10 protein-coding genes are annotated in these 13,099 nt (G+C 32.2%); 7 read left to right on the forward strand and 3 right to left on the reverse strand.

The annotated features are described in order from the left end of the window. Window positions 1–203 precede the first annotated feature (203 nt). Window positions 204–2,558 (forward strand): zinc-dependent metalloprotease family protein, encoded by a 2,355-nt coding sequence (locus EOV51_RS04985; protein ID WP_128150466.1) that lies wholly within the window; start codon window positions 204–206, stop codon window positions 2,556–2,558. 132 nt (window positions 2,559–2,690) lie between these two features. Next, window positions 2,691–3,134: a PepSY-like domain-containing protein gene (locus EOV51_RS04990; protein ID WP_128150468.1), complete on the forward strand. Its 444-nt coding sequence runs from the start codon at window positions 2,691–2,693 to the stop codon at window positions 3,132–3,134. 347 nt (window positions 3,135–3,481) lie between these two features. Here the strand turns inward: EOV51_RS04990 and uvrA are convergent, their stop codons facing one another. From uvrA to EOV51_RS05005, 3 genes are all read right to left on the reverse strand, one after another. Next, a complete protein-coding gene (uvrA, locus tag EOV51_RS04995; RefSeq protein ID WP_394343664.1) occupies window positions 3,482–6,295 on the reverse strand; it encodes an excinuclease ABC subunit UvrA in 2,814 nt (937 codons plus the stop codon). 188 nt (window positions 6,296–6,483) lie between these two features. After that, a complete protein-coding gene (locus tag EOV51_RS05000) occupies window positions 6,484–6,810 on the reverse strand; it encodes a YegP family protein (RefSeq protein WP_128150470.1) in 327 nt (108 codons plus the stop codon). A 276-nt stretch (window positions 6,811–7,086) separates the two neighbouring features. Then, window positions 7,087–8,208, reverse strand: a complete 1,122-nt coding sequence (locus tag EOV51_RS05005; protein ID WP_128150472.1) for a GTP cyclohydrolase — start codon at window positions 8,206–8,208, stop codon at window positions 7,087–7,089. A gap of 254 nt (window positions 8,209–8,462) precedes the next feature. On the opposite strand from EOV51_RS05005, the gene EOV51_RS05010 reads away from it, so the two are divergent. The 5 genes from EOV51_RS05010 (at window position 8,463) to EOV51_RS05030 (ending at window position 12,805) form a co-directional block, all read left to right on the forward strand. Further along, the gene (locus EOV51_RS05010) at window positions 8,463–9,095 is read left to right on the forward strand and encodes an O-methyltransferase (RefSeq protein WP_128150474.1); all 633 of its coding nucleotides are present in this window, start codon (window positions 8,463–8,465) and stop codon (window positions 9,093–9,095) included. Window positions 9,096–9,105: 10 nt separating this feature from the next. Beyond that, on the forward strand, window positions 9,106–9,876 hold the full coding sequence (locus EOV51_RS05015; RefSeq protein WP_128150476.1) for a C40 family peptidase: 771 nt from the start codon (window positions 9,106–9,108) through the stop codon (window positions 9,874–9,876). A 67-nt stretch (window positions 9,877–9,943) separates the two neighbouring features. Next, window positions 9,944–10,540: a ribonuclease HII gene (locus tag EOV51_RS05020; RefSeq protein WP_128150478.1), complete on the forward strand. Its 597-nt coding sequence runs from the start codon at window positions 9,944–9,946 to the stop codon at window positions 10,538–10,540. A gap of 71 nt (window positions 10,541–10,611) precedes the next feature. Further along, a complete protein-coding gene (locus EOV51_RS05025; protein WP_128150480.1) occupies window positions 10,612–11,475 on the forward strand; it encodes a decaprenyl-phosphate phosphoribosyltransferase in 864 nt (287 codons plus the stop codon). 22 nt (window positions 11,476–11,497) lie between these two features. Continuing rightward, the gene (locus EOV51_RS05030) at window positions 11,498–12,805 is read left to right on the forward strand and encodes an FAD-binding oxidoreductase (protein ID WP_181951009.1); all 1,308 of its coding nucleotides are present in this window, start codon (window positions 11,498–11,500) and stop codon (window positions 12,803–12,805) included. Window positions 12,806–13,099 lie beyond the last annotated feature (294 nt).

Here is a 13,099-nt window from a genome sequence, read left to right on the forward strand (position 1 = left end):
TTAGTTTAATGTATAATTAAGGCTCTAAATTGTAATCAAATATGAAAAGTAAATAATTATATATTACATTTAAATGCTGCTGAATAGTTGATGCTTTTTCATAATAGATGCTAATTTGTTAAATAAAAATAAAATTTATTAAAATTTTATTTTTATTTAAAGTTAGATATATGTACCTTTATAACACACATTAAAAAGCAATTATGAAGAACTTATACCTAGTATTTGCAGTTCTATTCGGTTTACTACTAAAAGGACAACAAGCCATTACAATTAATAGTACAGATAAAAACCTGAAAAGGTTGGAGGTGATACCAGCAGCTATTTTAAAAAATGATTTACTGACAGGTAAAGATATAAGGGTTAGAAAGTTAAACTACAATACTCAGTTAAATAAATTAAAGCCGGAAAATGTAGGAGATACGTTATTATTAAACCTGTTTGAGGATAAAAAATATAAAGCAGTTATAGATAAAATATCACAGGATAAAAATAAGGAGGTTACAGGGATAACAGCAAAAGTTTTGAACTGTAAATACGGATATTGCTTTTTGAGCATATCCTTAGAAGGAATATCATTTTCTGTTGAACTTCCAGAAGCTGATGAGCAATATTTGGCTAGCACGAAACATGGCCAATCGTATTTATTTCAATATAAAATGTCTGAAATCAAAAATTTGGAAATTCCTTGTGCAGGAGATATACATATTGGAAAAAATGATACAGATTTTAATGGAGATCATTCAGAACAATCCGCATACTATTCAGGCTACAATTCATCGAATGCTGTTGCTTCTTCGTGTATTTCTCCCGGAATAGAAGAACCTGTAACCATTAATGTGATGGTAGTATATACACCGGCAGCACAAGATTGGGCAAGTGAATACTGGATGGTTACAGATATCGATCATCTAATTGATCAGGCTATGTTAAAATCCAATCTGGTGATGCATAATTCTCAAACGGGAGTAACCTTCAATCTGGTTTATAAACATTTGACAAATTATATAGAATCGGATACCAGTGAAGATTTAAGTAGGATACGTATCAATGGTGATGGGTATATGGATGAGGTGCATGAACTGCGTAAGTTGTATCAGGCAGATTTAGTTGTTTTTATGCCCAAAGTTAACTTTACGGGCGGACTTGCCGGATTATTATATACTGAGGCAGGAGATTCCCAGCATTGTGGTTTTTCTTTAAGCAGGGTACAACAGTCCAGCTGGGCGTATACTATGGTTCACGAAATAGGTCACAATATGGGCTGTAGTCATCACAGCGATCAATTATCTTATCCAGGTCCTGGGATTTATAAATATTCTTCCGGCTGGAGAGGTGTTGATTTCAACGGAAATAAGTATTCTACAGTAATGACATATGAAAACGGTAGATATTTCAGTGATGGAAACAAGCATCCTAATATTCCGTATTTTTCTTCTCCCGATATGATCGTCAATGGTGTTGCCATAGGAGATGCGCAGTATGCAAATAATGTTTTAACGATCAAAAAAAATAAGTATGTAACATCCATGTATTCAGAAGAACAATTGTACTTTAAGATGGAAAGCTATTTTAAAACCTATGGAAACAGAGATCCGTACTTTTATAAGTATTTTGTAAAAAGAGGATCTTTACTTGAAGAAGATGAAATTATTGGTGTAAGAGAGCCGGGAGAAAATGCAGGAAGGTATTTAATAACGGGTAAGGTATATAGAGGAAACCGTGAAGTTTCTTGTGAATACTATCATTATATGGATTATGGAATTTTAACTATAAATAAAAGGAATGTAAGATTACGTTTAAATGATAAAACGGTAACTTATACAGGAAAACATCTACAGACAGACGATGCACAGGTCAGCAATCTTGCAAATTCAGATCAATTGCCAGTGACTTACGTTTACACAAAAGATAATCTAAGTTATCCCTTAGCTTTAGAGGCAGGTAATTATACTGTTATAGCCTATATAGCAGGTAATCAGAATTATCATTCGGTTAATAGCAGTTCTGCACGTTTTACCGTATTAAAAGCACAACCGGTTATTTTACTTACGGAAAAGAAAGCTTCGTACAGCGGCCTGGCTGTTTCTATTGATTCTCCGTTGGTAAGCGGATCGGATACTGTATCAGATTTACCTATTAAAATTGAATATGAAGGAATTGAAGGTACTGAATACCCTTTATCGGAATTACCTCCGATTAATCAGGGAACATACATTGTTAAAGCAAGCACTCCAGAAGACAATAACCATTTTACTGCTACAGCTGAGACGAAACTTGTGATAGAAAAGACATTAGGAATTAATGAACCTACTGAGCAAAAAGTTTTAATTCAATTAAGTCCTAATCCAGTAGGGCAGGTATTAAATATATTATTAGCTACTCCTCTAAACTATGAGGAAAAGATATTCATTTATGATTGGACAGGAGCTTTAATAAAGGAGGTTGTATTATTAAAAGGTGAGGAAAAAAAGGTAATTGATTTTAGCCACATGAATCCAGGTTCCTATATTATTAAGTTTAAAAACAGATCGTTTAAGATCGTGAAAAAATATTAATGTAATAATTTATCTTTAAAAAGTCAGATAGTCAATATCTGACTTTTTAAATTTAATGATATTTTTAAAAGTTATTCCCAAATCTTTCCTAAATCTCCATTTAGCTTTGCATTAAATATTTAATTATACGATATGAAAACAATTAAAAAAATAGGATTAAGTTTAGTATTAACTTTATCCATGACAGCCGTAATTTTTGCACAAAAAACAGTAATAACTTCAAATGAATTACCTCAAAAGGCACAATCTTTTTTGAAATCTTATTTTTCAAATCAAACAGTTGGGTATATAGTTAAAGATATAGAAACCAGATCTGTAGATTATGATGTGCATTTTGCTAACGGAATGGAAATTGAATTTGATGCTGAAGGGAACTGGAAAGAAGTTGATGGTGAATATCAGGCACTTCCTACTGGGTTCATTCCTTCAAAAATTATTAATTATGTAACTAAACAATATCCAGGGACAACCATCAGTAAGATTGAAAAAAATCCATTTAAATATGAAGTTAAATTATCTAATGGATTGGAATTGGATTTCAATACTGCGGGAGATTTTGTCAGGATTGACGATTAGCCAATAATCAATATCAATTGCTTACCTGATAATAAAATAACTCTCTCTTTTATTTCATAGGTATTAACTACAGGTGATGAGATCAAAGCCAATGATTAGATAAGCTCTGTATAGAATAAACCTTAGTACGTCAATCGGTTAAATTCAATGTTTGACCTAGTTCTTAAATCCCTTGTTTTGATAATTAAAATTTTAATTATAAATTTATTTGAAATCAAAAAGCTGTTTCCTTAAGGAAACAGCTTTTTGTATAATTATTATCTTAGTTAAATATTAATTTTTGTTAAGTTGGAATATCATAAATTTAAATACTAATCCCCATATCAATCCGAGAAAACTCTTTAGGTTTAGCTTTTAATCTTATCTCTTAAATATTTTCCTGTAAAAGATTTTTTACATTTTACAATATCTTCCGGTGTTCCGCTAAAAATTATTTCCCCCCCGTTAATTCCAGCCTCAGGGCCTATGTCTACCAGATAATCAGCACATTTAATTATATCCGGATGATGCTCGATAACCATTACGCTATGTCCTTTTTCAATAAGAGCATTGAAAGATTTTAGTAATTTGTTAATATCATCAAAATGAAGACCAGTACTGGGTTCATCGAAAATAAACAAAGTTTGGTTTGAAGTATTTCCTTTAACTAAAAAAGATGCCAATTTAATTCTTTGCGCTTCACCACCGGAAAGTGTTCCTGAAGATTGTCCCAGTTGAAGGTAGCCTAAACCTACATCCTGAAGAGGAATAAGCTTAGAGGTTATCTTTTCCTGTTTATGAGTTGTGAAGAAGTCTATAGCTTCGTCAATGGTCATTTCCAGAATATCAGCTATATTTTTTCCTTCATATTTAACATCAAGTATCTCTTGTTTAAACCGTTTGCCATGACAGGTTTCGCATTCCAGCTCAATGTCGGCCATAAATTGCATCTCAACCGTAATATGACCTTCTCCCTGACAGGTTTCACATCTACCGCCTTCCACATTAAATGAAAAATGTTTTGGCTTATAATCGTTTAGTTTACTTAACTTTTGCTTTGCAAATAAATCCCGTATGTCATCAAAAGCTTTTACATAGGTTGCCGGATTGGAACGGGAAGATTTACCGATAGGATTTTGATCCACCAACTCCAGATTTTCAATTTCTTTCCAATTTCCTTTAAGTTCTGAAAAGCTACCGGGCTTATCTGCACTGATACCCAGTTTTCTTTGAAGGGCAGGAGTTACTATTCCTTTCATTAAAGTGCTTTTTCCTGATCCACTGACTCCGGTTATAACAGTAAGACAGTGTAGGGGGAGTTTTACATCAATCCCTTTAAGGTTGTTTTCACGGGCTCCGGTTATTTCAATAAATTCTTTTGTTTTTCTTCTAATCTTAGGAACTTTAATTTCTCTTTGACCATTTAAGTATTCAGAAGTCAATGTATGAGTTTTCATCATTTCGCTGTAGGTTCCTGCAAAAACTACTTTTCCACCAAGACTGCCCGCTTGAGGGCCTATGTCAACGAGATAATCAGCAGCTTTCATAATATCTTCATCATGTTCAACCACAACCACCGTATTTCCCAGATCTCGTAGTCTTTTCAATACAGAAATTAAACGATCCGTGTCACGGCCATGAAGTCCAATGCTGGGCTCATCCAGTATATATATAGATCCAACCAGACTGCTTCCCAAAGAAGTTGCTAGATTAATTCTTTGCGATTCTCCACCGGAAAGGGTATTGGATGCTCGGTTTAAAGTAAGGTACCCTAAACCTACATCAAGTAGAAACTCTACTCTGCTGTTAATCTCGAGGAGAAGACGCTTTGCTATTTGCTGTTGAAACTCGGTTAGCTTTAGATTTTTAATAATTTCGTACAACTGATTTAAAGGTAAATCTATCCAGTCATTGATAGAATATCCATCTATTTTGACATAGTTGGTTTCGGGTCTTAAACGTTTGCCGTTGCATTCTGGGCAGATAGTTCTGCCTCTGTATCTTGACAACATGACCCTATACTGTATTTTATACGTATTTTCTTCCAGCATTTTGAAGAAATTATTCAGAGAAGGGAAATTTTTACTGCCTTCTCCCTTCCAAAGAATATCTTTTTGATCGTCTGTGAGTTCATAATAAGGTTTATGAATTGGAAATTTAAGCTTTGAAGTTTGTTTAATAAAATTGTCTTTCCATTCACTCATTTTTTCACCCTTCCAGCAAACTATAGCATCTTCAAAAATTGATATGTTTTTATTAGGAATAACTAAATCCTGATCAATTCCAAGAATTTTACCATATCCTTCACACACTGGACAAGCTCCATAAGGATTATTAAAACTAAAGAAATGAATTGTAGGTTCTAAGAATTGTATGTCATCCAATTCAAATGCATTGGAAAAATGGGTAGTTTCTCCGCTTTCTGTATTTACTATGATACATTGTCCTTTTCCTTCATAAAAAGCAGTTTGCACACTATCGGCAAAACGTTGAAGAAATTCTTCTTGATGTTCAATGGAAAATCTTTCAATGACCAAATGGATCAACGTATTTTTCTCCGGAGAATATCCAAAACTTTCCAAATCTTCTATTGATATTACCTTTCCCTCAATTTCAAGGCGAACATAGCCTTGCCCTTTAAGTGTTTGAAGTAATTGATTAAAATCTTTATCCATTAAATCTAATGGCGATAATAACAGGTATTTACCTCCTTCAGATAAAGAATTTACATAATTGATAACATCGGAGACTTCATCTTTTTTAACCTCTTCGCCTGATACAGGAGAATATGTTTTGCCTATCCTCGAAAACATCAAACGTAAGTAGTCATAGATTTCAGTTGTTGTGCCTACTGTTGAACGAGGATTACCGGAAATTACTTTTTGCTGTATGGCAATAGCAGGAGCTAAGCCTTTAATATCATCAACCAGGGGTTTTTCAAGTTTTCCTAAAAACTGACGAGCATAAGAACTTAAACTTTCAACATATCTTCGCTGACCTTCCGCATATAGAGTATCAAATGCTAATGTGGATTTTCCACTACCCGAAACCCCGGTTACTACAGTTAATTGATTTTTAGGAATGGAAAGGTCGATATTTTTAAGGTTATGTAAATGTGCATTTTTAATATAAATTAGATCCTGATTGATGGAGGAATCTTTTTCAGAGACTTTTGTATTCAAGTTATTGATTTTAATTTAATTGTGATAAATTATAAACAGTTTTCGAAGTTTGTAAAAACAAGGAACAAAGATACTGAATTTAAAAATTTAATGAAGGAGTAATTCAAATAATTTATTGATTACAAAAATAAAAACCACCTTAACAGGTGGTTTTTATCGTTTTCATAACATCTAAGGATATTTCCCGTTTATTTTGAAAGGTCAACAGTATCAGCTCCCGGTGCAATATCTGCTACCGTTTTAACTGCGTTTTTTACACTAGCTTCACTATCGTAATGATCGCTGGTTCCTACTACCTGACCGTTACCTGCTTTTAAGTTAAAATACCATTTTTTGTTAGAGGCTTGTTTCAATTCGAAACGATCTTCATTTTTAGAATTTCTTTTTACGGAACTAACTCCTTTCTGACAATTGGTTTTTTGGGTATAACTTTCACTTGAAAGAATTGTATGTCCGCTTTTTTCTTTTAGTCTAAATCTAAAATTTCCTGTTTTGTCTTTAAAAATTTCAAACATAGTTGTCTATTTTTTAATGTTAATATGACATAATGTAAGAAAATATCGTGCCAAATTTTTATAAACTCTTAGGCTTTCTATGTTAAGGGTTAGTGTAATAAATCTTAATAAAAACTTAAAGTCAGATAAATAATGGGTTTTAGCGGTTTTTTATTAATTTGAAAAAAGTGAAGATGCGAGGCGTAAATCAATGTAAATTATTATTTTTCTTAATTAATATTATACTTATGGGATAAAATAAATTAATCAAAGGCTTGAAAATTACGAGATATTCAGTTATATCAATTTTTTAAATGTTTTACGTTTTTTATGCACTACAGGATTAAATTCTTTCCATAATAGCTGAACATTTAAATTGTCTATAAGTTGCGGATTTGTTTCCATATATCGTAACCCATATTTTTTATATGTTTGAAATATATTACGGAAAACCAATGAAGTAATCCCTTTTTTCTGATAATTAGGATGAACTCCGATCAATAAAGACTCAGCCGTATTGGTCTTCTTCACAGCCGTATATAAATGATACCAACCCCATGGGAATAATTTACCTCCGGACTTTTGTAAAGCATCTGCAAAAGATGGAGATGTAACGGCAAAGGCACATAGTTTTCCATTTTTATCAGTTACGCAGTTGACAAATTCAGGAATTAGAATTTTCAGATATTTCTTTTTGTAAAAGCTTATTTCATTTTTTGTAATAGGTACATAAGAATCTAAAGAGCCATAGGTTTTCTCAAGCAAGTCAAAAATAGGATATATAAAAGGTTCCATTTCCTGCTTATTTCTAAATGTAAAACTTTTTAAATCGTATCTTTTCTGAATTATATCTGCAAATTTTGTGACTTTTTCGGGCAGTTCTTCCGGAAGTGTTAAGTAATTTTCGACCCACTCATTAGCGGTAGTAAAACCTAAAGCTTTTAGATGAGATTCGTAATATCTGTAATTGTACAATGCTATCATAGTAGATTTTTTTTCAAAACCTTCTGTCAGTAAACCTGCTTTGTCTAAATTGGAAAAACCAACCGGTCCTTCGATATATTCTAATCTTTTTTTCTTGCCTATCTCAATAACCTTATGAATAAGTTTTTTAGTAACTTCAATGTCATCAATTACATCAAACCAGCCAAAGCGAATTTTTAATTTTTTTTGCTTTTCAATTTCTTGATTATTTATAATAGCGGCAATTCTTCCAACAACTTTTTTATCCTTATAAGCTAAAAAATAGAACACTTCGGCATGTTCAAAAACAGGATTTTTATTCTTGTCCAAGCACTCAAGTTCTTCCTGTATTAATGAAGGTACATAGAACTTATTCCCTTTATATAAAGATAATGGGAATTTTACAAAATTTTTTAAACCGCTTGAAGAAGCAATTTCTTTTACTTCAATTTCCATAAGAGCTGCAAATATAAGGCATGCATTATTTATTACCAATACTTTATTATCTGCGTGCTATAATTATCAAATCGCTAATAAAATGTATTAAAATAAGCTGGGTAATTAATTGTATTTAAAGTTAATAAAATAGTTTTAAAACATTTTGATTGTGTTAAATGTAACTATTTGTTTAGTTTTATATCAGTGTCTAAATGATTATATTTGTAAAATTTATCGAAATAAGAACAATATAAAATCAGAATTAATTAAACATGAATTTGTCTCCTAACCTAGAGAGTTATATTGAACAAAATATGGACGAAGAGCCGGCCTTGTTACGATTATTAAGAAGAGAAACCTATCAGAAAACCACTCAGCCCCATATGATATCCGGAATATTGCAGGGAAGGATATTAAGTATCCTTTCAAAAATTATTTCTCCCAAACTTATTGTGGAAGTAGGAACATTTACCGGATATTCTACTTTATGCTTAGCCGAAGGATTGCGAAAAGATGGTGAAATCATAACTATTGATAAAAATAAAGAAACTTCTTACCTGCCTAAAAAATATTTTAAGCAGTCTGAATATGTAAATCAAATTAAATTTATTGAGGATGATGCACTAAATGCATTGAGGGGTATTAAGACGGCTATTAATTTGGTTTTTCTGGATGCAGATAAAGAAAGATATTCAGATTATGTGGATCTTATAAAGCCCTTATTAAGTTCAGGAGGAGTTATTTTAGCAGATAATATTTTGTGGAAAGGCAAAGTTGCATCTGATGCTAATGATAATAAGACTGAGTCAATTAGAGCTTTCAATAAAAAAATTAACGAAGATAAAGACTGGGAGGTAGTTATTTTACCAGTTCGTGATGGCATAAGTATCATTAGAAAAAAATAAATTTGCAGTTATGAGTAAATCTATTTGTCAGGTTAGTGTAGCTCCTGTCCGAAAAGAACCTTCAGATGCTTCAGAAATGGTTACGCAACTTTTGTTTGGAGAAATATGTGAGGTCTTAGAAGTAAAGAAACAATGGATTAAGATAAAAATTATTTTCGATGAATATGAAGGATGGATAGATTCGAAACAGGTTACAAGTTTAAGTGAGCTTGAATATGCAAATTTTCAGCAAGAAATTATGTTCATTTCTGAACCTTTTAGCTTACTGGTTTCTAAAAATGAACCTTTTCCAGTAACTATCGGTGCAGAAATCCACCTTCTCAATGAAGAAGGAGAATTCGAACTTACTTCCAATAACAAGTTTCTTGTAGATGAACCATTAATAAAAGGGAAACAAAATAAAAGTCAAATTCTGGAATTAGCTTTTAAATATATCAATACGCCTTACTTATGGGGAGGAAAAAGTACTTATGGGGTAGATTGTAGCGGATTAGTACAAATGGTTTATAAAATGGCCGGGTATAAATTACCCAGAGATACTTATCAACAAGCTGAAGTTGGTCAGGTGCTTAGTTTTATCGAAGAAGCTGAGCCTGGAGATTTGGCTTTTTTTGAAAATGAAGAGGGTAGAATTATTCATGTCGGGTTTATTTTAGCTGATCAAAAAATTCTTCATGCTCATGGCAAAGTACGAGTTGATAACTTGGATTATACAGGCATTTTTAATTCTGATTTAAACAGGTATACACATCAGTTGAGAGTAATGAGGAAAATTTTCTAAGTGCAACAGGTTATAGCCACTACTTAAAACGTGTTTTTTCAATTGCATGAAAAGAACGTAGAAAAATATGAAGAATAAATTTTCAGAGTACAAGATTGAAGTTGCGCTAGATGAAGTGGGGAGGGGTTGCCTGGCCGGGCCGGTTGTAGCTGCTGCTGTTGTTTTTCCGGAATCATACTTTCATGATGAAATTACAGATTCAAAGAAATTAAGTGCTTCTAAGCGTAAAGAGCTGGAAGTTCAGATAAAAGAGAATGCCGTTGATTTTGCTATTGCAGAGGTTTCTCCTCAAAAAATAGATGAAATTAATATACTGAATGCTAGTTTTTTAGCTATGCATAAGGCGATAAATGCGTTAACTGTCTTACCTGAATTTTTATTAGTTGATGGGAATCGGTTCAATCCATATAAAAATATTCCTCATTACTGTGCAGTAAAAGGAGATTCTCTTTATTTAAATATTGCAGCTGCGTCGATTTTAGCAAAAAATTACAGAGATCATTTGATGGAAAAGCTGGCACAGGAATTTCCTCAATACCAATGGGCTAAAAATAAAGGCTATCCAACGATTGCTCATCGCGAAGCTATTTCAAGGTGCGGAATAACTGTTCATCACCGTAAATCATTCAGATTGTTGTCGACCCAATTAACGTTGGATTTTTAAATAGATTTACATGATTTACGGGAAAATTGGGAAAAAAAAGGTATATTTGCAACTAGAAATTTTTATATAGCGTGGAGTATTTAAAATTAATTAGAATTCAACAGTGGGTTAAAAATTCTTTTGTTTTTTTACCTATTTTTTTTGCCGGTAAATTATTGGATTTTCAATTATTAATGAATACTATCATTGGCTTTTTTGCATTTTCATTTATTGCAAGTTCTATATATGTTATTAATGACTATGTAGATATTGAAAGTGACCGTCAGCATCCTGAAAAAAAGAACCGGCCTTTAGCGAGCGGTAAAATAAATAAAAAACAGGCAATATTGGTATTTATCACCTTGTTTGCTTTAGCTTTTTTATGTTGTTTCGTTTTGGATTCAGTAAAAGTTGCGATAATAATCTCAGTTTATTTTATCATGAATCTGGCGTATAGTTTTAAACTTAAACATATTGCATTAATTGATATAACCATTATTGCTTTAGGTTTCTTGTTACGGGTTTTTGTGGGAGGTTATGCAACAGGCCTTCTGGTTTCCATATGGGCTATAATGCTTACATTTTTCCTGGCTTTGATTATGGGTATAGGTAAAAGGAGGGGAGAACTCATCAATGCTGAATTAACCGGAAAAACTCGCAAAGCTCTTGATGGATATAATATCCAATTTACAGATGTAGCTATGACCGTCGTTTCAACATGTTCCGTCGTTTGTTACATCATGTATACGTTGGATCCCGATGTTAAAAAGAATTTCCATTATTCCGTTGTTTATACTGTAATATTCGTAATACTGGGAATATTAAGATATTTGCAACTAACTTTTGTCTATAATAAAACAGAATCACCCACAAAAGTGGTATATAAAGATCATTTTCTTCAGATTGTTATAGTTCTATGGGTGGCTGTTGTGTTTATACTCAAATACTCAAAATAACCATAATATGCAAAAAACGGCTATGAAACATGAAATTACAAACTGGGGGAAATATCCGGTAGTAGAAACTCAATTTCATGAAACATCTGATATTTTAAAAATACAAAAGATTATAAAAGAAAGTGGTTCGGTTATAGCCAGAGGAAATGGAAGATCTTACGGAGATAACTCACTTAATAAAGAGAACATTGTTTCAACGATAAAACTGAATAAATTTATATCGTTTGATCGTGAGAACGGAATTTTTGAATGTGAATCGGGAGTAATTCTTTCTGACATTTTAGATACCGTTGTACCGGAAGGTTTTTTCCTTAAAGTAACACCCGGAACTAAATTAATTACAGTCGGAGGAGCAATAGGCTCGGATGTACATGGAAAAAATAATCATAAAGAAGGATGTTTTGGGGATTGTTTAATAGACTTTGTTATCATTACAGAAACAGGAGAAATAAAAAAATGTTCAAGAGAAGAAAATTCGCAGTTGTTTTGGGATACACTAGGAGGAATGGGGCTTACCGGGGTAGTAATTTCTGCCAGATTTAAACTAAAAAAAATTCAAACTGCTTATATAAGGCAAAGAGTATTGAAAGCAGATAACTTAGATCAGATTTTTCAGTATTTTGATGAACTCGAAAAATGGCCCTATAGTGTAGCATGGATTGATTGTCTACAGAAAGGCGATAAAATAGGGCGTTCAATATTAATGGTAGGAGAAAGTGCAAATCTAACAGATTTGCCAACTAAATGGAAAGGAAATCCTTTAAACCCGAAGAAAAAGAAAAAATTAAATATTCCGTTTAATTTTCCATCTTTCGTTTTAAACACGTTAACGGTTAAGGCCTTTAATTTTCTTTACTACTTCAAGCAACGTCAAAAGATAATTAATAATGTGGTAGATTATGATACCTTTTTCTACCCTTTAGATGCAATAAACAACTGGAACCGTATTTATGGGAAAAACGGTTTTATTCAATATCAATTTATCATTCCTAAAGAAGTTGGTAAAAAAGGGATGACTGAAATACTTAAGACAATAGCAAATAGTGGTCAAGGTTCTTTTTTGGCTGTACTAAAGCTGTATAAAAAAGGTAGCCCTGAAGCCCATAATTCTTTTCCTATAGACGGATATAGTTTGGCGCTGGATTTTAAAATTAACAGTAAGCTTCCTGCACTGGTATCTCAGCTTGATGAGATTGTTGAACAGTATAATGGACGAATTTATTTGGCTAAAGATTCAATGTCTAAAAAATCTTTGATTGATTATGTAAAGGTGCCTGAAACAGGAAAGTTTGATTCTGTTCAGCATCAAAGAATAAAAAGCAATAGATAATTTAATGAAGAACGGAGAATATAAATATTATTTTTTATTTGTTCTCTTAGTAGCAGGAATTAGCTTTGTCCCGTTTTTTTTATCTTATGGAGGAATCAATAGCGATGCAGTTGCATATTTTAAATTAGCAAAAGAATTTCCCCAAGTAACAAGTAATCTATTTCCTATTGGATATCCTTTATTGTTAAAACTAGGATACTATTTTACTTACGAATTTTATTTTAATTCAAGTATTATTTTCATTTCCTTTATATTTGTGAATCATTTAAAGAATCTCATAAAATTTTTATCTAA

This window comes from Apibacter raozihei, from assembly GCF_004014855.1.
Taxonomy (GTDB): domain Bacteria; phylum Bacteroidota; class Bacteroidia; order Flavobacteriales; family Weeksellaceae; genus Apibacter; species Apibacter raozihei.

Excerpts from the sequence above, each read along its gene's own strand:
- EOV51_RS05020 (WP_128150478.1), top strand. The coding sequence starts at position 9,944 with ATGAAGAATAAATTTTCAGAGTACAAGATTGAAGTTGCGCTAGATGAA.
- EOV51_RS04990 (WP_128150468.1), top strand. The coding sequence starts at position 2,691 with ATGAAAACAATTAAAAAAATAGGATTAAGTTTAGTATTAACTTTATCC.
- EOV51_RS05005 (WP_128150472.1), bottom strand. The coding sequence starts at position 8,208 with ATGGAAATTGAAGTAAAAGAAATTGCTTCTTCAAGCGGTTTAAAAAAT.
- EOV51_RS05000 (WP_128150470.1), bottom strand. The coding sequence starts at position 6,810 with ATGTTTGAAATTTTTAAAGACAAAACAGGAAATTTTAGATTTAGACTA.
- EOV51_RS04985 (WP_128150466.1), top strand. The coding sequence starts at position 204 with ATGAAGAACTTATACCTAGTATTTGCAGTTCTATTCGGTTTACTACTA.
- EOV51_RS05010 (WP_128150474.1), top strand. The coding sequence starts at position 8,463 with ATGAATTTGTCTCCTAACCTAGAGAGTTATATTGAACAAAATATGGAC.
- EOV51_RS05015 (WP_128150476.1), top strand. The coding sequence starts at position 9,106 with ATGAGTAAATCTATTTGTCAGGTTAGTGTAGCTCCTGTCCGAAAAGAA.
- EOV51_RS05030 (WP_181951009.1), top strand. The coding sequence starts at position 11,498 with ATGAAACATGAAATTACAAACTGGGGGAAATATCCGGTAGTAGAAACT.